Genomic DNA, 26,193 nt, shown 5'->3' on the forward strand with positions numbered 1-26,193 from the left:
AGCTATGAAGACTTTAAAACATATATCGTTTATACTATTTACTTTGTTTGCTTTATTAGGTTGTAACAAAGAAGAAGAATTGCAAACTCCAACTTACTCAGATGTATCTTGGTATACAGAAGCAGGTGGTTTTGCACACAATAATTTAGTACGTAATGCAGGAGAATCTATGGCTTTCATGGACCTGTCTCAAGGAATTTATTCTCATGAATGGGTTTTAGATAGTGGTAACTTCTTTATAGAAGGGAACTACATAAAAGGAGATGACCTGCGTGATTATATTATACCAGAATCTGGTTCAAATTCTTCGGAGTATTCTGTAAATGTATTGTTTACAGAAGCAGGTTTACAAGGCGTTAGATTAAACAATGTTTTTTATAATCCCGTAACTTATATTGGTTTAGGTAGTGAAGGAGATGCTGATACATTAGAAGCCTTCCAACGTCCTGATGGAATGTGGGAAATTGATACTACTTTTTATGTAGATGTGTATACAGCATTGGAACCTCGTGTACAGATAGAGAGTAATGGTAAAGTGATTGCAGAAATATCTGTAGATACAATTTATATTGATGGACAAGAACCAACACTTTATGATCCAGAAGATAATACAACATGGCCTTCTTTAACAGTACCATTAGGGGAAGGAATTATATACAGAGATGTATCAATAGTAGGTCGTCCGGAAGTTAGAGAATGGATATTCCCAAAATCAATAGAGATAATTGATTTTGAAGCAGAATCGGCCCAAGATCAAGCTGAAAATTCTCCAGAAGTAACATTAAAGTTTACGGCTATGAAAGAGGAATTGGGTGGATCTATAACTATAGCAAGAGAAAAGCCAGATGCTATTGCGGCTACACAAAGAATGTCAATTCCTTTAGTTTTTGATCCACAAATAGCAGATGTACAAGCAGCTTTTGCAGTAGTACATAAAGACGTTGTTATTTTAACAATAAATGCAGACGATCAACCTACATCTGACGAGTCTACTTGGCAAGAAATTACAATAGAAAAAGGAGATAATTTACAATTAGTAGATCTATCCACAAGAGGTCTTCTTAACTATGATGTAGTTACAAGACTTTGGTCTTTTGATGATGCAACAACGTCTACAGATTCTATTGCTTATGTGGTTTATAATGAGCTTACAGATGGTGATAATTACCATACTGTAGGTAATTTTAAAGTAGCAAGAGCTAAAGAAGGAACAATACCAGCAGGAGAAGATCAGAAAATTATTCCTCTTAAAGTGAAAGTAGCTTTAGAAGCTAGACCTACATTTAAAGAGGGTGGAATAGCGGCAACTAAAAATGAAATTAGTGCAGGTGTAACAGAGAAAGTAATTGCTTTTTCTGTATCAGAGAACTTAAAAGATATTGTAGATCAAGATGTAGCTAAAAGTGCATTTACAATTACAGTCGATAATCAAGAAGCTGGTTTTCCTGCAACAGTATTCGAAATTACTTCGGTTCAAGTCAACTCATCTGATAGGAAACAAATAGAACTTCGTTTAACAAATGACATCTATAATACTGATAATATTACTGTAGCATATAGTGGAGAAGCAGACAATGCCATCTCGTCTGAGGCAGGGGTAAGCCTAGAAGATTTTGGAGCTGAATCTGTTACGATGTATGGAACTGCTAATATTTTAAATTCAGAAATGGCAAGTTTTGAACTAGAAAAAGAAGCTAATGGACCTTATGCAACAGGGTGGTACAACCAACAGAATGTAACGACTTGGAACAGAACAGATGAAAAAAGTAGTTCTGGTAGTTATGGAGTTAAGTTCTATGCAGAAAACCAAGCAGCTTTACATAAAACTAGAGATAGAATGCAGTCTGTAGATAACGATCAATCTATTAATGAAACACTAGTAGAAAATGATCAGGTGAGAATAAGCTTTGATATATTTATTCCTGCATCAAACACAATGACAGATGGCTTATCTTGTCAATTTATAAATCCTGCAACTGGTGTAACAAAAATATCTACAGCAGCAGATGCAAGAGGTGTATGGGTAACAAAAAATATTGATATTGTAATGTCAGCATCTTTGGTTCCTCCAAGTGGTAAAACATCTAGTTTTGCCATACAGTTGTCTACAAATGATCTAGCTGGAATAGCTGCAACAGAAGCGATTGAATTTTATATTGATAACGTTAATATTAGAATACATGAGTTAAGACCTTAGCAGTATTTTTAGACTAAAATGAGTATCCCAATCTTTTATTAAATAAAGGTTGGGATACTTTTTTATGCCCAATTTTCGGTTTTTAAGTGCCTTTTCAATTTACAATTTGATTATTAACAAGGTGGGTTACATAGAACGTGTTATATCTACGCTTTTGTATTCAAAAAGACACCAATTTTACACCCAAAGACACTAAAAAGGCCATTTTAAGCCAAATTTGACTATTCAAACTCCTCAGAGAGACAACTATTGAAATGAATTATATATACTAAAAAAACAGTTAATGAAAAGTTTAAAAATACCTTTTTACCTTTTAGGGTTTCTATTATTAACCTTTGGATGTACACCAAAAGATGAAGAAACAATCGACAGCGAAATTCCAGAACTATTACCTGTTTATGAGGTATACCATAATGATGTAAAAATAGTAGAAGTCACTTTAGATGATATTCTAAATCCATCAGACCAGGAAAATTGGGAAACTGTAGCTCTTGTTTATGGCGATTCTTTATTCTTTAAAGATATCACAACAGTAGGTGAACCAACAGGCAGAACTTGGTTGTTCAATGGTTCAGAAACTACATCATCTACAACTAAAGAAACACAGGTAATATATACTGTAGAAGGAGATCATTTAGCAGGCGAAGTTACATTCATTAGAGAGGGTAGTGATTACCCTGATGCTACGATAACATCAGAAATTCCATTAAAAATAAATGTATCTATTCCTAAAATATTACCTGCATTTAAAGTAATGAACGGTGAGGCTGAAGTAGTAGTAGTTGCCGAAGGAGATGATATTGAAACTGACGAAAGTAAATGGGCTAAAATAACCGTATACTCAGGTGAAGAATTGTCTTTTACAGATGTTACAACTACTGGTTTTGCTACAGACCGTACGTGGACGTTAGACGGTGTTGAATTAGATGATACTACTACAAAAGATGTAACAGTAACTTACAATACAGTAGGTACTTATTCTGCTGGTAAACTAATAATAAATAGAAAAAATACAGTATACCCAGATGCAGAAGTAGAAACATTAATTCCATTAAAAGTTGAAGTGATAACTCGTCCTCTAGTATCTGGAATACATGTTTTTAAAGGTGATGACCTTGATAATACGATCTATCAAATTGCGTCAGGAAATGAAGGTGAAGCACAAACGATTGCTTTAGAAAATGGAGAAAAGCTAACTTTTAAATTAGTAAATGATGATACTTCTGTAACGCACCTTTGGACTGTAAATAATGGTACTGAGCAAAGTGCTGAAACAGTAGAATTTGAAGTCACTTTTTCAGAAGATAATGACGGGTTAGTAGGACATACAATTACTTTAAAGAGAGAAGGACAAGAAGATGTAGTTATTCAAATTCCTTTAACAGTTAAAGTAGTAACATCACCACCTTTAAATGCTGGAGTAAGTGTTTATAAAAATGATGACATGGAAACGGCTGTGTATGAAGTAGTAGCTGGAGAAGAGCCTGTAGCAGCTTCAATTACATTAGAAGTTGGTGATAAATTATCTTTTGTAGATGCATCTACAGGAGAACCTACATCAAGAACTTGGACAGTTGATAACAATGAAGAATTAACATCAACAGAAACAACTTTTGATGTTACCTATTCTACTGTTGGAACATTCGAGTCATCAATATTAAAAATCATAAGAAATGGTCACTCAGACTATTCAGATCAAGAAAAAACAGTAACGTTACCTTTATCTATTAAAGTTATTGATACGCCAGAACTTAAAATGGGAATATCAGTATACAAAAATAATGATATGGAAACGGCACTTTATACAGTCAACCTAGGAGAAACTCCTTCAGCAGGTACTATAGATATAAATAACGGCGAAGAACTAATTTTTGTAGATAACTCAACAGGAAGTACAACGAGTATTTTATGGACAGTTGAAAACGGAGAGAATGCACCTTTAACATCTACAGAAAGTAGTTTCGGAGTAACGTATTCTACTGATGGTAATTTTAGTGTTACAAAATTAAAATTAATAAGAAGTGGTCACGCAGATTATGAAGATGTAGAAGAAGAATTTGAAATTCCACTGACTGTAAATGTGTCGACTTTAATTACTGAAGTAAGCAAGAATAGTGATATTAGCTTAAGAAAAGTAGATAATAATAAGGTTATCTCTTTTACAGTAGGAGAGGATTTAGTTGCAATTACAGAACAAGAAACAGCTAAAGAAGGGTTTACAGTAACAGTTCAGAATGATGAGGCAGGGTTTGGACCTACAACCTTTACAGTTGCATCTGTAGCTATAAATACTGATAATATTAAACAAATTGATATTACCGTAACAGAAGAACTCTATAATTCTGATCTTGTTACAGTTGAGTTTACAGGGGCAGAAGGAAATGCTATTGTTACTGCAGAAGGTGCAAGACTAGCTAATTTTGTATCAGAACAAGTTGCGTCTTATTATGACAGAGGAAATATTTTAGATGCAGAAATGGCCTCTTTCTCTATTGAAAAAGAAAGTAATGCACCATTTGCAGCAGGATGGTATAACCAAAATAAGGTAGTTACTTGGAATAGAGAAACTAGTGGCGCAATGATAAATACGTTGAAATTCTATGCTGCTTCTTCAGCTGATTTACACGGTACAAGAGATAGAGTACAGAGTGTAGATGCAGACCAATCTATTGAAGGAGCATTATCTGCTGGAGATTTAGTAAGAGTGGCAATGGATATTTACATTCCTGCAGGTAATGGTATGACTGATGGACTATCAATCCAGTTTCTGAATCCATCTATGAACTCAACTCCAATACCAACAGCAGATTTAGAAAGAGGGAAATGGGTGACAACATATGTTGATATTATTATGACTTCTGATCTAATTCCACCATCAGGTAAAACAGCAGGTTTCTCCGTTCAACTTACTAAAGATAGTGTTGTAGGTATAGGAGGTGGTGAACCGATAGAATTCTATATTGATAATTTAGTTATTGAAAAATATGAAGCAAGACAATAACACATCAAAAAATTAGCATAGAAGCTGTTGTCTAAGTGTGCAGACAACAGCTTCTAATAATAAAAAATGATTGGTGTGACTACTAATTATACTCTTTAAAGTAGGTAATTTAAATACCTATTGATTCATAGAAAACAATAAAAAAATGACAACGCGTAGTGTATTAACTACCTTCGGATTAGGTTTATTACTGACAATAGTTACAACTGCAGTTTGGTCTTATACTAAAGAAAAAGATACTGTAATTTTTACTACAGCAATAGCAGAAGATGCAACCCCAACTGTATTAAAAAGAATTTTGGAGATAGAAACATCGCCATTAAAAGTAATAAAATTTGAGAAAGGGACATATCATTTCTATCCGGAAAAAGGGTTAGAAAAATTTTGGCATATTTCTAATCATAATGATGTTTTAATTCGTACTGCTTTTCCTATTATTAATAGGGAAAATATTACAATTGATGGTCAAGGATCAACATTTATATTTCATGGTAAAATGATTCCTTTTCTAATTAATCAATCTAAAAATATTACAGTTAAAAATGTCGCTGTAGATTGGCACGAAACGTTTCACAGTGAAGGGGAAATTATTGCGAGAAACGAAGAGGAAAATACGTTTGATATTCAAATTCCAGAATCTTATCCGTACATTATACGTAATAATCAACTGATATTTATAAAAGAATATTACGAACATACTATTGGGCAATCTATTTTATATGATCCTGAAAGAGGAGGTGCAATTGCTTTCAATACCGAGGCTTATACGCCAGTAGCGTCTTATAAAAAATTAAGCGTTACACATAATCTAAATAAGATTAAGTACAAGTATAAAGCCGATAAACGCGCTCCATTTTTAGGGAAGATGTTACAGGAAAATAAAATTACGGTAAAAGAAATTAAGCCAGGAAGAGTACGTATTTATAATCATAAGAATAAAAAGAAAGATTTGCCTCCTGTTGGTTATACAATTGCCATGAAAGGAGCACAGGGAAAGAATAGAGTAGCACCGGCTTTTCATGTAACTTTTACAGATGGTTTTAACGGTTACAATGTTAATGTTCATCATGCAGGAGGAATGGGTTTAATAGCCGAAAATTCTTCAGATTTAATCTTAGAAAAGTTTAATATATCACCTTCTAAAGGGCGTGTAGTTTCCACTACTGCAGATGCTACGCATTTTGTGGGCTGTAGAGGAAAAATACAATTAAAGAATTGTTTATTTAGTGGACAATTAGACGATGGAAGTAACATTCATGGTACGTACCAAGAAGTAGTAGATATTTTAGGACCTAATACAATCGGCGTTAGAATGGGACATTTTCAGCAACAAGGTTTTGTTATAGGAAGAGAAGGAGACCATATAGGTTTAGTACGTATTCAAGAATCATTTTTTCCTTATGAGAAAGACTTAACCATAAAATCTATTGCCTACAGAAGTGGGAGGTATCAAATTGTAACTTTTAACCAAGAGTTACCACCCACAATAAAAGTAGGTGATCTAATAGAAAACCAAGATGCTTATCCAGAAGTATTAGTAGAAAATTGTACTATTAAGAACAATAGAGCAAGAGGTTTATTACTTTCTGTACCAAGAAAAACCATTGTAAGAAATAATTATTTTCATACAGAAATGGAGGCGTTATTAATTCCTGTAGAGAGTGGTCATTGGTTTGAAGCAGGAAATCAGAAGAATTTAATTGTAGAAAATAATGTATTCGAAGACTGTCAACATAGTGGGTTCAATAGAGGTGTAATTCGATTTGATACAGACGACGATAACAGAAACATTGCATTTTCTAATATCAAGATTACAAAAAACACATTCAAACAATTTGATAATCTCATTCTTCAAGTAAAAAATGTAGATGGATTAGAATTTTCAGAAAATATAATTACAAATTCTCAGACATTCCCACAGTTACATAAAGAGAACCCAGCGTTTAAAGTAACTGCTTCTAAGAATGTAAATTTTAGAAATAATATTTATAAAGGTAAAGCTGGAAAATTAATAGAAACAGACAATAAACAAGTAGTCTTTCAATAAAAAATGTAAAGACTTCACCTCTTAATTGAATAAATTCCTCATTGTAGAAATATAATGAGGAATTTTATTTTATTGATAATTAGCTGTTTACGATTATTGATCTAAATATTTTTAATATATCGTTTGCGATATAAAATAAAATAGCCACATTTGTATCGTAAACGATATAAAAACAAAAATATAAAAATTATGAAAACGTTATATACAACACAAGCAACAGCAAAAGGCGGTAGAAATGGTAAAGTAGAAACTGCAGACGGTGTGTTATCGGTAGAAGTTCGAATGCCAAAAGAATTAGGTGGAGTGGGAGAAGGATATACCAATCCAGAACAACTATTTGCAGCTGGTTATTCTGCATGTTTTGATAGTGCATTAAATTTAGTAGCTCAACAAGCAAAACAAAAAATTACATCTAAAGTAACTGCAGAAATTTCTTTAGGAGCAGTTGAAGGTGGTTTTGGTTTAGGGGCAGCATTATTTGTAGAAATTGAGGGAGTAGAAAGAGAAGTAGCACAAGGATTAATGGAAGCAGCACATAAAGTATGTCCTTATTCTAAAGCAATTAATAATAATGTTGATGTAAAACTAACATTAGTTTAAATAAAAATATCTAACGCAATCAATTAAGTAAGCCATGAATTTAGTATCGAGGTTATTAGTACCTACTCAAATTTCTACAGCTCAGAAAGTAGCAAAAACCCTTTTGGGAGCAGCATTATTATATGCAGGTTTAGGTCATCTATTCTGGTTACGACAGGAATTTGTAGCACAAGTACCTGCATGGGTACCTTTAGAGATAGATTTAGTAGTTGTACTTTCTGGCATTGTAGAAATTGCATTGGGTGCCTCGTTAATTTTCTTGTCAAAATATAAAGCTATAGTGGGTTTTATTACTGCTATGTTTTTTATAGCCGTATTTCCTGGTAATATATCACAGTATATTAACCATGTAGATGCATTCCATTTAAATACAGATAATGCAAGGTTTATAAGATTGTTATTCCAACCATTATTAGTTGTGTGGGCTTTATGGTCTACAACGGCATGGAAATCACTAAAAAAATAACCAAAGAGTTTTTTTTACACAGTTCACCTTTTAATTTTGGTCGAATAAAAAGAACAAAGGATGGGATACGAACAATTAAAATTAGAAAATCAACTTTGCTTTCCTGTGTATGCAACCTCTAGGTTAATTACAAGAGAATATCAACCATTGTTGGACGAGTTAGGCATTACCTATCCACAATATTTAGTTTTATTGGCCTTATGGGAACAAGATAAATTGCCCGTAAATGATATTGCTAAAAAACTGATTTTAAAAACAAATACCATCACTCCATTATTAAAAAGAATGGAAGTATTAGGGTTAGTTAAAAGAGAAAAAGATACTATTGATACTCGAAAAGTTCTTGTCTTTTTAACAGATAAAAGTAAGGAAATGGAAGCTAAAGCAGCAGACATTCCAGCTAAAATATTTCAACAATTATTAAAAGGGAATGTTGATATAGATAAACTAAAGGAATTAAAAAATCAGCTCGGAGATATTATATCTCTTCTTAAAAGAGCAGATGATTAATTAGATAGTATAATCAACATCTTAAAAAGACATTTATTGCTAATGTGAATTATAAGAAGGAGTTAATTTAAATAATAATTAACTCCTTTTTCTATATAGTTAGAGTAATAATAGGAGATGTATTTTGCCTGTTTTGTACAACTAATAACTTGTTTTATAAAAACGTATACCAACTGCTTGCAAGTAATTTTGTAATGATAAAAAATCATGAATAATTTCAGAAAATATAGCAGCAGATATGATAAAAAAATTAGCAATAAAACTCATTGTTGTTTGCTGTTTATAATGAATTACTCATTATTTATTTGATTTTTAGTATGAGAAGTTGAACGCTATATTAACACTGTTAAGAGAAAATGATAAAAGCACATTTATACTATTCATACTTATGTCTGACTTTTAAAAATTCTTCTTTTGTCCACCCTTCCTCTGGTGGCATTGCTGGAATTCTTTTTATCGTTCCTCTTTTTGTATCTGTATCACCTATATTGGGGTCAGATATAGCAAATTTCACAAAAAAATAAGCTTTACCATCTATAATATAATTTGATCGCATGTATGAACAAGAAAGACTATAATTTTCACCATTAACATAATATTCTAATAACATTTTTGATTGATTTAAGTCTTCTTGTTTCATGTAGCCAATAGTGTATTTTTTTCACTAAAAAAATGCATACTAAAATAATAAATGATAAATGTAAAGACAATTACACCTAAAATCTTTTCGAAAACACCTCTTATCTTTCCCATATTTTTTTAATTACCAGCCTTTCTTTTTCATTCTTTCTCCAAGGGCTTTATATCCCCAATCATAAAGCCCATCATGTACTTGCATTAAAACCTTTCCTGCTGTTGAATTCCCTACACTTTTCCCTAAAAAATGACCAGATAAAGAGCTCATAACTAGTTCATTAATACCAGTAAATGTATCAATAGAGTAATCCATAAATTTAGCCTTATTTAAATATTTTCCTTGCTGAATTTGAGAAGTTTTACTATCAATAAACCACCCTGAAGCTCCAATACCAAAAGCAAGCCATTTGTTTTTAATGTATCCAGATGCTACAGCCGCTCCCACATCATAAACATCAATATCTGAACTACCTGTTGTTACTACTTGCCCACCAGCCTCTACAAAACCATCTATCATACCTTTCCACCTTGTATAGTTATTAGCGAAGTTATACATATTCCTGAAAGTATTACCTATATTCACTGCTCCCAAATAGGATAAAGCTGCCGCTCCACCTGCAAATCCTACTAAACCATAAGCAATTGGCGCTGCATCACTTTGAGTACTTCTAATACCATTAAGTATACTAGGATCCCAATTAGGATCTGATGATGGTGGTGATTATTGAACTACACCTCCCCATTCCTCAAGATCACCTGTATCGGTTCAAACTTCTTATGGTCTTTAAATTGAGCTACTTTTTCTTGGTCAGATAAGGTGAGGGAGGTTAGAAAAAAGAAGAAGAGGAAGATTTGTTTTGGAAGTTTTTTCATGGTTTTATTTTGGGAACTTATTTGATGTGTAAAATGACACCTATTAGCCTAACATTACAAACAATGATGGAGAGAGTTATAATATAACTTTATTGATGAGGTAATGAAGCAAAATTGGAACACCTACAGCCAATGGGAAAAATTTTCTATAACCTATCAAATCTTTTTTTTCAAACTTACCAAGTATCTTTGATGGTATTAAAATAGAAGAAGAAACATATAAACCAACCATAACAAAATAAGTATATTCAGAATAATATGTATCATTAATTTTATCAATTAACCCAAGTGGTAATTTTATTAAAACTGAAATAGTTAGAGATATAAATCCATTTGCAAGAATAATACTACCACCTTTCATTCTTTCTGTACTATATGATTGAAATCTATAGTTATAGATAACACTATAAAATATTAATACGTATTTCAAATAAAGTTCTTTCATTTTTCTATTTTTTATCCCCAAAACTGTGATTTCCTCTCCAACCAATGGTTAAATGCCTACCTAAAAGGCTTTCTAATATAAAACCTGAATTATACCCTGCTGCAAAACTAGCACCTAAAGGATCTACCATACCAATTCCTGTCATTACTAATGTTGTGGTACCAGCTTCTATTTCTCCATTATGTAATTGGTTAAAACCATACAATGCACTTAATCCCGCAGAATAATTTCCTAATTTAGAAAATTTCCCACTTACTCTTTTCGCATATTCTGACGAATAAACTTTATTCCCCCAATCCTTCCCATGTTTATTATATGTGTTGTAAAATGTTTTTAAGTTTTTTCCTATGGCAAAATGTTTATTATAAGTTAAATATTCACCATATGCTGTAGCCAAACCAAATCCAAGGTTTCCTCTATCAAGATATGTTGTAAAATCAAGAGTTAATTGAGTTGGATTCCAACCTCCTCCAGGCATATTCTCAACTGTATTACTTAATAGAGGATCTTCTGTATGAAATTCAACCCATCCCATTATGTTTTTTTCATCAAAACCTGTACTTGTATAGGCCCATTCATTCCCGTCTTTAAAGATGCCATCTCCACCGTTTACAATGTTTCGCCATGTAGCACCAAACAAACTATATTCTCCATCAGGATCCACCCCACTAACAGGATTATTCCCCATCCCCACATAACCACTAGCATACTGCCTAGCAGGATCCACACTCATCCATCTACCAATTACAGGATAATACATCCTAGCCTCAAAACTATTGAAGCCATTATCGTCCGTTTCATCTTCAGAAAACTCTCCTTGATAACCATAGCGGTATTTTCTACTTTCTAGTGCAGTATCAACATCCACTTTTAAACCAAATGGATTTGTATGGATTATGCAAGAGAATGACTATAATTTTTATCATATTCTACTCCATCTCTCACTTCACATATAGCCGGATCAGGGGATGAAAGAGTTCAGTCTCCCGTAATCTCTGTGGGACTTTGTACCTATACAGAAGAGATGTTACTTATTGTTGTAATAAGTAATATTGGTATTAGATAGAATTTCATTGTTGTTTGCTATTTATAATGAATTAATCATTATTTCTATTTTAGTGTGATAAGTTTCAAACTTTAACAATTAGGTAGTTCGTAGTGACGTCTTTAGGTTTGATACTACGAATAGTGGGAAGTTTAATTTAATATCCCTTAGATTTTAATACATCATAAATATGCTCTACTTCGTAGTTAAAAAGTTGTCTTCCTATGTCAATCCTCTTTCTATCAGACTTAATAGATATTCCAAAACCATAGAAATTAAATAATTTTCTTTGATTAAAATCTAAATAATTAAAATATGTAATAACTCTTTTATTATAAATTGGCTGTATTCTTGGTAACTTTAGTTTTTTTATATTTATATTATCTGATTTAAACATTGTAGTTGAGTACTCAATAAAAAACAACTTCCTAGTATATATAATAAGTTTATCTGATATAATTAATTTCTCTGAACCAGCAAAAAGCCATAGATTATAAATCATTATCACATATAACACTATATAAAACGGCAACAACAAGAATCCATTTACTTTAAAATTATTAACGTAAAAGGGAAGAGTTATAACTAAAAATAATAATGAAAATATCAACATATAATTAAAATTATTTAAATTAATATCAATTGTCACCAAATTACCTACCTCTTTTTTTTGTATAGACATATCACCTTGTTTTAAATTCAAAACCTAAAAATAATGAAGCTTTCACTCCTATAGCACCATATGACCATCCTACATCTTCAAACAAACCAGCACTAATTTTTTCATCTGAAGCTTGTGTTTTCTTTCCCGGCCTACCAGCTGATAATTTATGCATTTTAGTCTCAATTATATCAAGATTTTTATTTAAAATAGTTCTATTTGTATGACTTACATCAAATAAAGGAGTCTCAACATTCATAGAATGTTTTACAACATAATTACCATTTTTATCATACAATTTACTTCCATTTGTTATATTAAAAATCCTTTCATTTTGAGAGAAATTTCTACCTACTTCCCTAGAATAAGTGTATACATTTACAGACGCTATATCAACTTTAAAACCTGAAACACCAACATCTCTATATGTTAATCCACTTTCATTTATTGCAAAATTAAATTCCGATTTAAAAATTATATCTGTAATTGGTTCACCAACATTAATTTCACCTGTATATCTAGCTCCATTAATAGATTGATTACTATTCCAAAAGAACTTTTCTGACACCTGATGGAAATTACCAAAACCATCATCTACAAATTTTTGATTTCCATGCCAGAGAGTATGCCAAAATGTATTATTTTCAGTTCGACCTGTCCATCTTCCATCTGCATTATAATAAACCTTTCTTCTCCCATCAGGATCCAGCCCCATCACAGGATTATTCCCCATCCCCACATAACCACTTGCATACTGCCTAGCAGGATCCACACTCATCCATCTACCAATCACAGGATCATACATCCTAGCTTGAAAACTATTGAATTCTGTTTCATCCTTTTCATATTCAGCGAATTCACCTTGGTAACCATAGCGGTATTTTCTATCTGTTTGATTGCCAATTTTCATACCGATAGGATAGAAATCGCTGTAGTTATTGATGCTTCTTGTAACACCACTCCAACTTACCTTCCATCATCAGCCATAATGGCGGTGATTATTGAACTACACCTCCCCATTACTCAATACCACCTGTATCGGTTCATACTTCTTATGGTCTTTCAACTTATCTACTTTTTCTTGGGTAGATAAGGTGAGGGAGATTAGAAAAAAGAAGAAGATTTGTTTTGGAAGTTTTTTTATGGTTTTATTTTGGTTGTGAGGTGGGAACTTATTCAAAAAGCTAGTTCGTAGTGACACTGTTGCTCAACACTACGAATAGAGGGTTAATGGAGGTTAAAAAATACCAAAAATTTTAATTGAATTTTGAGAATATATATCCCAATTATCTATATATCTTAACTCAAGTAAAAGCTTATTTTTTTTATCAAAAACATAATAATTTGGATAAAATGAATAAAATAGACAATCACTTAATATGAAGTCTGGATATGAACTCTTTAAGTTTATTTTATTTAAAATATCTTTAACTTCTGATTTTTTCTTAAAATTAAGAAAATTGTCCCAATTGATTTTTTTAGAACTATCAATATCATTTTCAAAACTGTTCGCAATAATATGATAATTATCAAGATAATAATATTCTACTCTCACTTCATTATTTCCTTCCACAAACCTATCCACATCTGTTTTTTTGTATTGTTTAATACAACTACAAAACAATAATAGCACTAAAAATAATCTAATTAATTTTAAATTTACCATAACTTTTAAAATGAAATGTAACAGAACCATATTGAGTATTAGGGCTTAATGTTGTAGCTAAATATTTAAAAGCTGTACCATAATCAAAAGTATCAATAAACCCATTTCTATCAAGTACTAAAGAATAGGTATTTTCATGTTTGTTATAATGTACTTTGAGTGTTCCAAAAACACTTGAAATACTTGAACTTACTAAAGCTGGTTTGTATAAAATAGACTTAATATCTTTATGTATATCTACAGGACTAAAAAAATTAACACTCCTAGTATCAATATTACTGAAGTCATTAGGAGATAGCTCAGAGGTATAAAATTCTAGTTTTGAAACATCAATATATAATGTTTCTCCATTACCTTTTTTCCACCAATCAAGAGCCTCTTTTAAATTAATATAACCGTCATAATCAGGTCTTTCAAATAACGTTTCAAAATGAGAAAACACTTTATCATAATATTCGAAATCATCTGGAGCGTCTCCTAATCTCATTCCTATATCATTAGCTTGACTGTGTGACATCCCTTGTGTAAATAGGTCTTTATGCATTATAATAGCTTCACCTTGTAAACCTCGACTATCTGTTCCTAAGAAGTTTCCTTCTAAATCATATATTGGGTTATCACTCCTCCCATCAGGATCAACCTTCAAAATTGGATTATTCCCCATCCCCACATAACCACTTGCATACTGCCTAGCAGGATCTACACTCATCCATCTACCAATTACAGGATCATACATCCTAGCCTCAAAACTATTGAAACCTGTTTCATTTGTTTCGTCTTCGGCAAATTCACCTTGGTATCCATAGCGGTATTTTCTATCTGTTTGATAGCCAATTTTCATACCGATAGTATAGAAATCGCTGTAGTTATTGATGCTTCTTGTAACACCACTCCAACTTACCTTCCATCATCAGCCATGATGGTGGTGATTATTGAACTACACCTCCCCATTCCTCAATACCACCTGTATCGGTTCAAACTTCTTATGGTCTTTCAACTTATCTACTTTTTCTTGGGTAGATAAGGTGAGGGAGATTAGAAAAAAGAAGTAGAGGAAGATTTACTTTGGAAGTTTTTTTATGGTTTTAAGTTTCAAACTTAAACAATTAGGTAGTTCGTAGTAACGCCTTGCGGCTTGATACTACTAACAGTGGGGGATCAATAATAATTTTTCAAATTATATTGAGGACATTTTATTTTTTTTAAAAAAATAAAATCAGTTTTGGATAAATTATAAGTACATATTTTGTACTCTTTATTACTATTATCGATAATAACAATATAATTTAAATTATACCACCAATAGAAAGCCTGTTTATGTAAAAAATTTAAAGATTCTCTATTATAATATATAATTTTTTTTATTGAATTAGAATGAAATGATAAATTATCTTTTAGAATAATCGTATCATTTTTTATTTCAAAATCATTCATTTTCTTTATAATCTTATAATAAATTAAAAGTATTAACATTGGTAAGTTCATACTAAAGATTGCAGGCAATGGATAAAATTTATTTATATAATAAAACTTCAACCATACAAATGATCCTGCATATAATGATAGAGATATAAAAAAAAGAGAACAAATCGTATAAAATCCAATTGTGGATATTATAATGTTTTTCAAAATATTAATTATGATTTTTTTCATAAATTATTCCATACATTTTATATTCAGGTAAAGTTGTAACCTTCGGGTCTTCATAATATGAAGGATGATAATTTTTAATTCCATTATAAATTCTATAAATATAATCACTTGCATAAGCAACAATTGCAGCTGGAACTCCACCAAATCGAGACCCTACGTATAATACACTCACACTAGATCCAACACTATAACTATATTTTCCTATCTCAAATTTATCATCCTTGGAGCCAACTGTACTTGTTTTAGTCCACCATGTTTGTAGTATGTGTACCGAGCCTGTAAAGTGGTCGAAAGTAAATATTTTATACTCGTCGAATGTTACAATTTTCATTTTACTAAAGTAATTCACTTGTGTATGTTCTAAATTTAGTTCAAACTACCGGAACATCCCAAATTTCGATAAACAAGTAAATTTTCGTAAATTATGTTTATGGAACAGAATAAAACAAGAATGTATCGGTCAAAAACAGAAGCGGTTTTAGCGTTTTCTTTAGAAATAATTACAATTGCATCTCTTCTTACAGGAATGCTAGTATTTGCCTTTAATTAAATCCTATTCAAGGTAGATAGTTACCCATTGGGCAATCATTTTTCCAACGTAATTAGAGTATTTGCTATCTGTTAGTAAATGGTCTGCACCATCTAGTGAGATAAAACTTTTTGGATGGTGAGCATAGCCATAAATTTCTGCAGCATTCTTAATGTCAACAGTAGTATCTTGTGGTGAATGAAGAATGATAATTGGCTTTCTCAAAGTATCCATTAACTCCTTCATATTTGTATTAGAAATATCTTCTATAAATTGTTTAGAAATAGTGAAATCTCTCCCTCCTAATTGTACCAATGCTTTACCTTTTTCGAGTATTTCATCAATACTATGTTGGAAAAGGTGTTGTACGTGATGTGGTGATGAAGGAGCTCCAACTGTTGCAATAGCTTTAATAGAAACAATTTGTTTTCCTGCATAAATAGCTGCAGCACCTCCTAAAGAATGACCAATCATTAATTTAGGAGCATGGTATTCTTCCGCTAAAAAAGAGGCTACATCAATTAAATCTTGCACATTAGAAGAAAAATCAGTTTCACTAAAATCTCCACCACTTTGACCTAACCCTGTAAAATCGAAGCGTAATACAGCAATTCCCATTGAGTTTAATGCTTTTGCAATGTTTGTGACTGCATTTAGATTTTTACTACACGTAAAACAGTGAGCAAAAATTGCATATGTGGTGGTTTCTCTATTTTCTGGTAATTCTAATTTAGAAGACAAAGTAATACCACTATTATTTTTAATTTTTAGATTGATGGATTTCATTTATATAATTATAATGTGTGCTCTACTTCAATACTATGATTTTGATAATCAGATCTACAACATCTTAATTTACAGTAAATATTTAAGAAGAATAAATCAGAAAATGGAATGCTATTTATAAATATAAATAATCATTCCTTTTCTATTAAAAATGCATTCAAACAATGAGATTAAGATAGGCTTTTATAGACAGTTTATTCATAGGGAGGAAGGAATTGCATGGTAAGCAGTTTTTATCAGAATACAATTAATATTTTTGTACTCGTTAAATTTAAATGTACTTTTATTATTGCAAACAATTAACTAATTCAATAGAAAAACTTCTAAACTTACTTATGAAACAAATATTCACTTCAATCTTATTATGTATACTTTTTGTTACGGCCAATGCACAAACGTATCATCCAACTCTTAATGTAGGAGAAAAGGAAGGTAAAGGAGTTGCTGAAACTGATATTGGTGTAATTGGTAAAACGGACACTGAAATCATTCATCTTACCGCAAAAGGTAAAGGAGTAGCAATGGGTATCGACCCTTTTGGTTTTATTAATCCAGTTGGTATAAAAACCAAAGTAGAATTAAATATTCACCTCTATGATTATGCTCTTACTTTAAAAAAAGAATTACCATTAGGTGATATTAAAATTGCAGGTTTAAATAATCCTCCAGAGAAAAACTTTGAATTTACTTACCAAGATAAAAAGAAAAATATCTGGATTATTTATTCAACTAATTCCAAAGGAGCAAACCATCTGTATAGAACAAAATTAAATGAATCAAGAACTGGTTTTGAAAAACCAATTTTGATTTCTAGACAACAAATTGGAGCAGATAAGATTAATAAACAATCTTCATATAGTATTGAACTTTCAGAAAGTAAAGATTTGATGTGTATTTATTCCTTTTCTTCAAATAAAAAAGGAAAGTCTACCTCCACATATGTCGAAGTGTTGGATGCAGATTTTAATAGAAAATGGATAATGTATTCAAAAGTACCACAATACGAAAAGAATAATTTTACCAATAAACTAGATAATACATATTCAAAATTATTGAATGGAAAAAATAAGAACACGTTACTTTCAGAAATGGGTGTTTTTCATTATTTCAACAGCGTTACCGATAAGAAAAATAATAATATTACGCATATATTATATTCTTTTTCTGAAGGGAAAAGAAATGCTATTATTAAACCAATCACAAATGATAAAATAAAAAAGAAGGGTTTACACTTAGTAGATTATAATAAACAACTTTGCTTAATAGGTTTGTACTCTAATAAAGAAGAAAAAGAGTTTGTTATTGAGGGATTATTTATAGAAATAATGGATCCTGTTTTGTTAAAAACTACATCTGAGAAGATGATTAAATTTACAAATAATCAAAAGAAGGATTTCTTAATATCAAATTATTTTCCAGAAACATCTTTTCAGCTCAATAAGTTTATATCCAAAGACAATAAGGTTGCTAAAAAACTAGAGAAGAAATCAAAAATTGAAATTGAAAATGATTTTATAGCCCACAACGTATTTATAAACAATAACCAGTCTTTTACTTTTGTTGTAGAAAGTTTTAAGGAATCTTCAATAATATCTTCAACTACTACTGGTGGGGTTGGATCTTCAAGGTTTTTGAACTATTATGAAGATTTATGTTTTATAAATTTCACGAAAGAAGGAACCATAAATTGGGTGAGTAATTTTCATAAATATCAAAAAATAGATGATAATACTTTTTTTTCTAGAGGGTTATTTTTAGAACAAAAAGAAGATCAATTACTATTTATGTATCCTAATTTAAATGTAGATCAAATTCAGTATGGAGAAGTGTCTTTAGATGGAAAAATTAAGGCAAAAGATATTTACACTCTAAAAAATAAGCGAATTGAGGGGTATTGGTTTGATCCAGGTTCTTTCGAACTTCTAACAGATCGTCAGTTTTTAGGAAATAGTATTAGGTCATTTAAAAAGCGAATGATAATGATGGATTTGAAGACCGTAAATTAAATTTTTCAGTAAAAAGAAGTTCTATTATAAGAGGGTCCATTTTAAATGGTCTCTCTTATTTTTTTGATATTGGATTTTAGGTGAACTAAAAATGGTAAAAACTTTGAACCATTATTTTTGATAATTCAGAATTAACTAAATAGAAAAGAGTTATTACTTTTCATTAATTGAGAAACTTATTTTAAGTTAGCAACAAAACTAATTAGAAGCTTAAAAACTATTATGAAAAAATTAATTTTGACGATAGGCATTTGTATCATTACGCCTTTTATTTTTGCTCAAAACCCAAAAGAAACTGTTGTAGAAATTGATCTAAAAACGATTCATGATCAAGAATTAGACGTAACTGTTTTTACTCCTAAAGGCCAAAAACAACTTGAATTTGTTATTCCTGTTATCGTGCCAGGTACATATATGGTTTTAGATCATATAGAATATTTTAAAAAACTTAAAGCATATGATATCAATGGTGAATTAGCCAAGGTGAAGAAAAAAAAGAATGTCTTCTTTATAGAAGGTAAGGATGAAATATCTCGATTGGAGTATGCTGTAATTGATTGTAAGTCAAAAAAAGGTTTGGTAGGTAAACCGACAGAGGTAGAAGGGACTGTTTTTACAGAGAATAGTGCATTGATAAACTTTAATATGTTGAATGGTTATTTTGAAGGTTTTGAAAAAGAACCTTTTAAAGTAATTGTTCATAAGCCTATTGGTTATTATGGTGCAACTTCTATGACTAAACTCAAAGAAGAAGAGCAAAAAGATGTTCTTTATGCTGATGATTATTTTGGTCTAATTGATCAACCAGTACTCTATGCTCAGCCAGATACTACCTCTTTTGTTATTAATGGGCAGAAATTTATTGTTGCAGTTCATAATGAAGATACAACACAAGTTGCTACGGCTGTTGCAAAAACATTGAAAAATGTAATGACAGACATTAATGACTATTCAGGAGTGACATCTAAAGAGGATTATTATTTCTTAATGTACAGAATAAATCCAGATCGTATGAAAGGGTTATTTAAGTATTTTGGAACAGGAATGGCATTAGAACACCATAATTCATCCGTATATTTTCATGCAAATTATGTAGGCGATAGTACTTATTCAGGATATACTCACATTGCAGCCCATGAATACTATCATACAATTACTCCATTGAATTTACATAGTGAAGAAATTCATGATTTTCACTACAGAAACCCAAAGATGTCTCAGCATACTTGGATGTATGAAGGCTTTACAGACTACTTCGCAAACAGGAGTGAATCACAAACTTTTGATGAGCAGACTTATTTTGTAAATCAATTAGCATTTAGTATTGAAACATCAAAAAAGAGAAATAAGCAAAGTATGACAGAAAGTAGTCATGATATTATTAGAGATAAAAATGCATTAAGCTTTATTTCTAAGGTGATGGATCTAATGACTTTTTATGAGAAAGGTGCTTTAATTGCTTTTTGTTTAGATCTAGAAATTATGGAGAGATCTAATGGTGAGAGAAGATTAATAGATGTAGTGTTAGAAATGAAAGAAGAGTATAAAGGGAAGTATTTTGAAGATGATAAACTTAGGGAAATTATGACGAAATATACCTACCCTGAATTTGGTGAGTTTTATGATAAATATATACAAGGGGCAGCTACTCCCGATATGGATGCTTATTGTGAGAAACTAGGATGGGAATATATAAAAAAAGGAGAAAAACATCCAACTTATGGTACGATTATAACAAATAAGAATAAAAATGAAGAGTATAAAATTTCATACACCAAAAAAAATACATTAGGGTTAAAAAAAGGGGACATAGTACTCTCAATAAATGGTGGTGATCCTAAAGTGTTTTATGAAAATAGACGTGCATATTATAAAAAGAAGCTATTTCCTAGTTTAGATGAAAGACTAACAATAGAGGTAAAAAGAGGAGAGAAGTTGATTACACTATCTGGTTCTCCAAAAATGCAAAAAACAGTGTTTTCAAAAATAAAAATTTATGAGGAAGTGACTCCTGAACAACAAAAAATAAGAGAATATTTCTTTCATAAAAAAGAGATAGTTGATGTAAAATTATAACAAAGTAGAGCCCAAGTTTTAATTCTAACTTGGGCTTTTTTAAACTGATTTATTGATAATTTTGTAAAAAGCACCACCTAATTCCTAATATTAATAACGTAAAAATGTTTACGTTCTATTAAGAACAGCTCCCTCACTTACACTTTATACCTTTTTTATAATTAAATAGATAATGAGTGATTTCTACAATTATTCTAAATACAATAACTTACTTACAGATACATAGATTGTATATAGAAACACATCTTTATTCCACTGATCAAGTACTTTTGAGTATTAATTGAGATGAATATGATGATGAAGCACTATTTAACTATTACATTATTTTTTGGCCTTTTATTCTCGCTTACATTAAAAGCACAGAACAAGCCTAATATCGTTTTACTATTTGTTGATGATTACGGATGGTCTGATCTAAATTATAGAAACAAGACCTTTACAACTCCAAACATTGATCAGCTAAAAAAGGAAAGTTTAGAATTTACAAGGGCGTATGTTCCTACCCCAACTTGTAGTCCGAGTAGGGCATCGATACTTACAGGAAAAGAAGCGGCAAGGTTACAAATGCCTAGACATATTAAGGATGAATTTCCTGATGGTTCTAACACAAAAGAATTTGGAATTTGGTCTAAAGACCCTGCAAAAAGAGGTTCTAGAAATTGGTTACCTTTAGAAGAGGTTACATATGCAGAAAAGCTAAAAGAGTTTGGCTATTATAATGCTTTTATGGGAAAATGGCATTTAGGGCATCAACCCTACCACCCAATTCACCAAGGTTTTGATGAACAAACAGGCACAAGTAATTTCGGTCATCCTAAAAACTATTATGCTCCATTCTTTAAAAATGGACCAGCTTTAGAAGAATACAAAAATGATAAGGATGCCTACCTTACTGATGTACTTACAGATAAAGCAGTCAATTTTATTAATGAATACGATAAAGAACAACCGTTTATGTTGTCGCTTTGGTACTACACAGTACATGGGCCTCATATTGGAAGAAAAGACCTTATTCAAAAATATCTTGATCAAGGTATGCAACCTGCTTATGCTAAATACCATGCAATGGTAGAAACAATGGATGCTTCTGTTGGTGTAGTAAGAGCAGCTTTAAAAGAAAAAGGAATTGATGACAATACGGTTATTATTTTCACTTCAGATCAAGGTGGCTTCTTCGAGAATTTACCATTAGCAGGAGGAAAGAGAAACAATACCTTAGGGGAAGGTGGGGCAAGAGTTCCAATGCTTATTAATTACCCTGGGGTTACTAAAGTAAATACAGAATGTAGTACACCAATTCAAACAATAGATGTTTTTCCTACTTTAATGGAAATTGCATCAGGTGAAAAATATAAAGATAATGCAATTAATGGGGTGAGTTTAATGCCATTAATTCAGCAGAAAAAGATAAAAGATAGAAACTTATATTTCTTTAGAAGTTATGAAGACCAATATGCAGCAATTATGACTGGAGATTGGAAACTAGTAAAATATTTTAGCGGAAAATATCAATTATTTAATGTGGTAGACGATATCTCTGAGAAGAACGATTTAATTGATAAAGAAGCGAAACGTGCTAGTAAAATGAAAAAAGATTTGGCTGCATGGGAAAAAGAAGTTTATGCAGGGTGGGAAGAAGTTACAGAAGCTAATTCAGTGTTTTTTCAAATCCCTCCAAAAAGAAAATCAAAATAGTAAAAACCGATTTTAGTAAATACAAGTATAGCTTTATAAACCTTCCTGATTTTTATTGGGTAGGTTTTTTTGTGAAATTTAATTTTAAATGGTTACAAAATTTAAAAAAGGCATCTTTGTTTATGTGTAAAGTGACTGATTAATAAGGTGTTATACAATTAGATACAAATAACGTACACACGAGTTCAATGATAATAAGAGTATAAACGACTTTTACTATATTATTATACGAACAACTGACACAGATGAAATATTTTATTACTCTAGGCATCTTATTGATGACCATAAATTTATCAGCACAAGAGAGAATTAGTTTTAATGCCAATTGGAAATTTAAACTTAATGAACAAAAAGGTGCTCAAGAAATTAGCTACAACGATAAAGATTGGCGGTTATTAAACGTGCCTCATGATTGGAGTATTGAAGGAGAATACAACCAAGAAAACCCAATGGGTGGACAATGTGGTTATTTACCATCTGGGATTGGGTGGTATAGAAAAACAATTACAGTACCAGAAGAGTGGAAAGACCAAGTGGTTGCTATTGCTTTTGATGGTGTGTTTATGAACAGCACAGTTTGGGCAAATGGTAAAAAACTAGGGCATCGTCCGTATGGATGGATTTCTTTTAATTATGATATTTCTGAACAGGTTAATAATAGTAATGAAATAACTTTTGTTGTTCGTGTTGATAACGATCTTCAACCCTCTGCAAGATGGTACACAGGCTCAGGAATTTATGCAAACACTTGGATTGATGTAAAAGCAGCTGTTCACTTAAGTGATAATGGAGGGGTTTTTATTAAAACTAAAGGCGATGAGGTGACTATTCAAACTGTAATAGAAAGTGTATTGGCTAAAACTACAAAGGGAACGCTTACAACAAAATTAGTTGATAAAAACGGAGAAATTGTAGCAAGAGCAAATCAAAAATTCTCTATTGCTGCAAACGAAAATAAAGAGATAACTCAAGTTATTAAGATGGATTCCCCACAAAAATGGTCGGTAGAATCACCTTATTTGTATACAACAGTTACAGAAATTAAAGTGGGTAAAAAGATTCATCAGCAAGAAAAAACACGTTTTGGAGTTAGAGATATAGAATGGATTCCAGCATCAGGAATGTGGATCAATGGAAAAAATGTAAAATTACAAGGAGTGTGTAACCACCAAGATGCAGGAGCTTTAGGTGCTGCTGTTCCCGATAAGATTATGCGTTTTAGAATAGCTCAACTTAAAAAAATGGGTTGTAATGCTATTAGAACGGCACATAACCCTCAAACGCCTCAGTTTTATGATATGTGCGATGAAATGGGGATGTTGGTTATGGATGAAATTTTTGATGGTTGGCATAAAAAAGCAGCCAACGATTATGGAGCTCATGCTTTTGAAGAATGGTGGAATAAAGACCTAACAGATTGGATAAAAAGAGACAGAAATCACCCATCAATAGTTATCTATAGTGTGGGAAACGAAACGAAAGGAGAAATTGGTAAAGAATTAGTAGAAAGGTGCCACGAACTTGACAATACAAGGCCTGTTACATCAGGACATTCGCAATCGGAATATATGGATGTTTTTGGTGTAAATGGCAGTAGCGAAAAGATGGGTTGGTTTGATAACTTAGAACAAGATAGAGTTTTTATTGGCACAGAAAATACGCATACATGGCAAGTTAGAGGATATTACAGAACTAAAACTTGGTACAGAGATGGCTACCCAAGTAAACGTCAGAAACCCTATTATTATCCAGATCTTACAGAAGAAGAAGTATTTACTTTTGATTGGACGAACTCCTCTAGTAAAGACAGTTACAAACAAATTTTTAATTCGAGTTACGATAATGCAATGGTGCGCTTAACATCACGCCAAAACATAGAGCAATTAAGAGATATTCCAAATTATGCAGGATCGTTTAGATGGACAGGGCATGATTATATTGGAGAGGCTTCTTATGTACACGGAGGATGGCCTTTTAAATCGTTTATGGGTGGAGCAATAGACATGGCAAACTTCGAAAAAGACTTGTACTATCTTTATCAAAGTCAGTGGACCACAACACCTATGGTACACATTTTACCTCATTGGACACACCCTACTTTAGAAGAAGGAACAGAAATACCAGTTTGGGTATATTCTAATTGTGATGAAGTTGAATTGTTTTTAGATGATAAGTCGTTAGGTAAGCAAAAACCTGGTAAATCTTGGGATAAAATGCAATGTCAATGGTTAGTAGGTTGGAAAGCAGGTACATTAAAAGCTGTAGGTTATAAAGATAAGAAAGTTGTTTCTAAGCAGATGATTCGCACAGCTAGTAATCCATCAAAATTAAAACTAACAGTAGATGGCGAATCATTAAATACTACTACTAAAGATATTGTACAAGTACGTGTTACAACAACAGATAACAATGGAGAGTTTTATCCCTATGGAGAAAATAGAAGTTTCTTTAAAGTACTAGGAGCAGGGAAAGTAAGAGCATTAGATAATGGGTCGCCAATTGATATTGAAAAACATTACGAAGCAACAGATAGAATAGCCTTTTATGGGTTAACAAGAGCCTATATTGAAAGTACAGATGATAACGGAGCTATCAGTTTAATTGTAGGAGGTATTTTAGGCGAAAAGCGTCAAGTATCATCAAAAAGTGTAGCTATTGATGTGCAGCAACTTGTTCTAAGAGGAAATATGCCAAATGGTAAAGTAACTATATTCTATACCGTTGATGGTAGTAAACCTACTACATCATCTAAAAAATACACAACAGCATTTGATGTGGAATTAGGAACAACTGTTAAAGCTTTAGTTACCTTAAATGGTAAAAATGCATTAACTATGCACGAAACATTTTCTACAGATGAAGGCTTTGTTTGGGATGCTGTTTCAATGGCTGCAAACCCTGGTGGAGACCAAGCAGAAGATGCTCGTTTTGATGGGGTAACTATTGCTACTAAAGGAGCTAATTTTAATGGAAAAGGATATATAGATTTTGGTAGAAATACGGGAGGATATGTAGAGTGGTATCAAGAAAATGATGGTAGTGAGGGAGAGTTTACCTTACAAATTAGATACAGTGCAGGTATTGATGTTAGAAAGGAACATAAAGTTAAACTTACTGTAAATGGTAAGGAGCAAGAACTTGTTTTACCTGCAAATAAAGGGTTTAGAAAAACTTGGCAAATAATAGAAATACCTGTTATTATGGGTAGTGGTGCTAATACAATTCGAATTACAGCCTTGCAAAGTAACGGACTTTGTATTGATGAATTGAAAGCAATTTAGTATATATTCGATTGGAGTAA

Annotated in this window: 20 protein-coding genes; 10 read left to right on the top strand and 10 right to left on the bottom strand. The window is 31.6% G+C overall.

Annotation, left to right across the window (positions count from 1 at the left end):
• Positions 1 to 4: 4 nt before the first annotated feature.
• The 6 genes from EI427_RS17290 (at position 5) to EI427_RS17315 (ending at position 8,821) form a co-directional block, all read left to right on the top strand.
• Positions 5 to 2,197 (top strand): SwmB domain-containing protein, encoded by a 2,193-nt coding sequence (locus EI427_RS17290; RefSeq protein WP_126617093.1) that lies wholly within the window; start codon positions 5 to 7, stop codon positions 2,195 to 2,197.
• 283 nt (positions 2,198 to 2,480) lie between these two features.
• Complete coding sequence (locus tag EI427_RS17295; RefSeq protein ID WP_126617095.1) at positions 2,481 to 5,198, top strand: PKD domain-containing protein; 2,718 nt, start codon at positions 2,481 to 2,483, stop codon at positions 5,196 to 5,198.
• 145 nt (positions 5,199 to 5,343) lie between these two features.
• Positions 5,344 to 7,245, top strand: coding sequence for a right-handed parallel beta-helix repeat-containing protein (locus EI427_RS17300; protein WP_126617097.1), 1,902 nt, complete (start codon positions 5,344 to 5,346; stop codon positions 7,243 to 7,245).
• Positions 7,246 to 7,434: 189 nt separating this feature from the next.
• Positions 7,435 to 7,845 (top strand): organic hydroperoxide resistance protein, encoded by a 411-nt coding sequence (locus EI427_RS17305; RefSeq protein ID WP_126617099.1) that lies wholly within the window; start codon positions 7,435 to 7,437, stop codon positions 7,843 to 7,845.
• Positions 7,846 to 7,879: 34 nt separating this feature from the next.
• Entirely contained in the window at positions 7,880 to 8,311 is a 432-nt protein-coding gene (locus tag EI427_RS17310) for a DoxX family protein (RefSeq protein ID WP_126617101.1), read from the top strand.
• Between the two features lie 60 nt (positions 8,312 to 8,371).
• Positions 8,372 to 8,821 carry a MarR family winged helix-turn-helix transcriptional regulator gene (locus EI427_RS17315; protein WP_126617103.1) on the top strand — a complete coding sequence of 150 codons (450 nt, stop codon included), beginning with the start codon at positions 8,372 to 8,374 and terminating at the stop codon, positions 8,819 to 8,821.
• Positions 8,822 to 9,197: 376 nt separating this feature from the next.
• Here the strand turns inward: EI427_RS17315 and EI427_RS17320 are convergent, their stop codons facing one another.
• From EI427_RS17320 to EI427_RS17365, 10 genes are all read right to left on the bottom strand, one after another.
• Positions 9,198 to 9,461, bottom strand: coding sequence for a hypothetical protein (locus tag EI427_RS17320; protein WP_126617105.1), 264 nt, complete (start codon positions 9,459 to 9,461; stop codon positions 9,198 to 9,200).
• A gap of 123 nt (positions 9,462 to 9,584) precedes the next feature.
• Entirely contained in the window at positions 9,585 to 10,013 is a 429-nt protein-coding gene (locus EI427_RS17325) for a hypothetical protein (RefSeq protein ID WP_126617107.1), read from the bottom strand.
• Between the two features lie 393 nt (positions 10,014 to 10,406).
• Positions 10,407 to 10,775 carry a hypothetical protein gene (locus EI427_RS17330; RefSeq protein ID WP_126617109.1) on the bottom strand — a complete coding sequence of 123 codons (369 nt, stop codon included), beginning with the start codon at positions 10,773 to 10,775 and terminating at the stop codon, positions 10,407 to 10,409.
• 4 nt (positions 10,776 to 10,779) lie between these two features.
• On the bottom strand, positions 10,780 to 11,673 hold the full coding sequence (locus EI427_RS17335) for an RHS repeat-associated core domain-containing protein (protein WP_126617111.1): 894 nt from the start codon (positions 11,671 to 11,673) through the stop codon (positions 10,780 to 10,782).
• A gap of 304 nt (positions 11,674 to 11,977) precedes the next feature.
• A complete protein-coding gene (locus tag EI427_RS17340; protein WP_126617113.1) occupies positions 11,978 to 12,502 on the bottom strand; it encodes a hypothetical protein in 525 nt (174 codons plus the stop codon).
• A 1-nt stretch (position 12,503) separates the two neighbouring features.
• Positions 12,504 to 13,391 carry an RHS repeat protein gene (locus tag EI427_RS17345; RefSeq protein ID WP_126617115.1) on the bottom strand — a complete coding sequence of 296 codons (888 nt, stop codon included), beginning with the start codon at positions 13,389 to 13,391 and terminating at the stop codon, positions 12,504 to 12,506.
• Between the two features lie 327 nt (positions 13,392 to 13,718).
• Complete coding sequence (locus EI427_RS17350) at positions 13,719 to 14,147, bottom strand: hypothetical protein (protein ID WP_170178528.1); 429 nt, start codon at positions 14,145 to 14,147, stop codon at positions 13,719 to 13,721.
• The gene (locus EI427_RS17355) at positions 14,125 to 14,988 is read right to left on the bottom strand and encodes an RHS repeat-associated core domain-containing protein (RefSeq protein ID WP_126617118.1); all 864 of its coding nucleotides are present in this window, start codon (positions 14,986 to 14,988) and stop codon (positions 14,125 to 14,127) included. The genes EI427_RS17350 and EI427_RS17355 overlap by 23 nt, the downstream gene beginning before the upstream one ends.
• Positions 14,989 to 15,780: 792 nt before the next feature.
• The gene (locus EI427_RS17360) at positions 15,781 to 16,131 is read right to left on the bottom strand and encodes a hypothetical protein (RefSeq protein ID WP_126617120.1); all 351 of its coding nucleotides are present in this window, start codon (positions 16,129 to 16,131) and stop codon (positions 15,781 to 15,783) included.
• A 222-nt stretch (positions 16,132 to 16,353) separates the two neighbouring features.
• Positions 16,354 to 17,115, bottom strand: a complete 762-nt coding sequence (locus tag EI427_RS17365) for an alpha/beta hydrolase family protein (RefSeq protein WP_126617122.1) — start codon at positions 17,113 to 17,115, stop codon at positions 16,354 to 16,356.
• A 335-nt stretch (positions 17,116 to 17,450) separates the two neighbouring features.
• Here EI427_RS17365 and EI427_RS17370 point away from each other — a divergent pair, with 335 nt between their 5' ends.
• From EI427_RS17370 to EI427_RS17385, 4 genes are all read left to right on the top strand, one after another.
• Positions 17,451 to 19,121 (top strand): hypothetical protein, encoded by a 1,671-nt coding sequence (locus EI427_RS17370; protein WP_126617124.1) that lies wholly within the window; start codon positions 17,451 to 17,453, stop codon positions 19,119 to 19,121.
• A 222-nt stretch (positions 19,122 to 19,343) separates the two neighbouring features.
• Positions 19,344 to 21,197: a M61 family metallopeptidase gene (locus EI427_RS17375; RefSeq protein WP_126617126.1), complete on the top strand. Its 1,854-nt coding sequence runs from the start codon at positions 19,344 to 19,346 to the stop codon at positions 21,195 to 21,197.
• 291 nt (positions 21,198 to 21,488) lie between these two features.
• On the top strand, positions 21,489 to 22,892 hold the full coding sequence (locus tag EI427_RS17380) for a sulfatase (protein ID WP_240655324.1): 1,404 nt from the start codon (positions 21,489 to 21,491) through the stop codon (positions 22,890 to 22,892).
• 245 nt (positions 22,893 to 23,137) lie between these two features.
• Positions 23,138 to 26,173 (top strand): glycoside hydrolase family 2 TIM barrel-domain containing protein, encoded by a 3,036-nt coding sequence (locus tag EI427_RS17385; RefSeq protein ID WP_126617128.1) that lies wholly within the window; start codon positions 23,138 to 23,140, stop codon positions 26,171 to 26,173.
• The last annotated feature ends 20 nt before the right edge of the window (positions 26,174 to 26,193 follow it).

The organism is Flammeovirga pectinis (assembly GCF_003970675.1).
Lineage (GTDB): Bacteria > Bacteroidota > Bacteroidia > Cytophagales > Flammeovirgaceae > Flammeovirga > Flammeovirga pectinis.

Excerpts from the sequence above, each read along its gene's own strand:
- EI427_RS17360 (WP_126617120.1), bottom strand. The coding sequence starts at position 16,131 with ATGAAAATTGTAACATTCGACGAGTATAAAATATTTACTTTCGACCAC.
- EI427_RS17365 (WP_126617122.1), bottom strand. The coding sequence starts at position 17,115 with ATGAAATCCATCAATCTAAAAATTAAAAATAATAGTGGTATTACTTTG.
- EI427_RS17380 (WP_240655324.1), top strand. The coding sequence starts at position 21,489 with ATGATGATGAAGCACTATTTAACTATTACATTATTTTTTGGCCTTTTA.
- EI427_RS17310 (WP_126617101.1), top strand. The coding sequence starts at position 7,880 with ATGAATTTAGTATCGAGGTTATTAGTACCTACTCAAATTTCTACAGCT.
- EI427_RS17315 (WP_126617103.1), top strand. The coding sequence starts at position 8,372 with ATGGGATACGAACAATTAAAATTAGAAAATCAACTTTGCTTTCCTGTG.
- EI427_RS17350 (WP_170178528.1), bottom strand. The coding sequence starts at position 14,147 with ATGGTAAATTTAAAATTAATTAGATTATTTTTAGTGCTATTATTGTTT.
- EI427_RS17325 (WP_126617107.1), bottom strand. The coding sequence starts at position 10,013 with ATGTATAACTTCGCTAATAACTATACAAGGTGGAAAGGTATGATAGAT.
- EI427_RS17320 (WP_126617105.1), bottom strand. The coding sequence starts at position 9,461 with ATGAAACAAGAAGACTTAAATCAATCAAAAATGTTATTAGAATATTAT.
- EI427_RS17305 (WP_126617099.1), top strand. The coding sequence starts at position 7,435 with ATGAAAACGTTATATACAACACAAGCAACAGCAAAAGGCGGTAGAAAT.
- EI427_RS17295 (WP_126617095.1), top strand. The coding sequence starts at position 2,481 with ATGAAAAGTTTAAAAATACCTTTTTACCTTTTAGGGTTTCTATTATTA.
- EI427_RS17345 (WP_126617115.1), bottom strand. The coding sequence starts at position 13,391 with ATGAAAATTGGCAATCAAACAGATAGAAAATACCGCTATGGTTACCAA.
- EI427_RS17385 (WP_126617128.1), top strand. The coding sequence starts at position 23,138 with ATGAAATATTTTATTACTCTAGGCATCTTATTGATGACCATAAATTTA.
- EI427_RS17340 (WP_126617113.1), bottom strand. The coding sequence starts at position 12,502 with ATGTCTATACAAAAAAAAGAGGTAGGTAATTTGGTGACAATTGATATT.
- EI427_RS17330 (WP_126617109.1), bottom strand. The coding sequence starts at position 10,775 with ATGAAAGAACTTTATTTGAAATACGTATTAATATTTTATAGTGTTATC.
- EI427_RS17375 (WP_126617126.1), top strand. The coding sequence starts at position 19,344 with ATGAAAAAATTAATTTTGACGATAGGCATTTGTATCATTACGCCTTTT.
- EI427_RS17355 (WP_126617118.1), bottom strand. The coding sequence starts at position 14,988 with ATGAAAATTGGCTATCAAACAGATAGAAAATACCGCTATGGATACCAA.
- EI427_RS17290 (WP_126617093.1), top strand. The coding sequence starts at position 5 with ATGAAGACTTTAAAACATATATCGTTTATACTATTTACTTTGTTTGCT.
- EI427_RS17300 (WP_126617097.1), top strand. The coding sequence starts at position 5,344 with ATGACAACGCGTAGTGTATTAACTACCTTCGGATTAGGTTTATTACTG.
- EI427_RS17370 (WP_126617124.1), top strand. The coding sequence starts at position 17,451 with ATGAAACAAATATTCACTTCAATCTTATTATGTATACTTTTTGTTACG.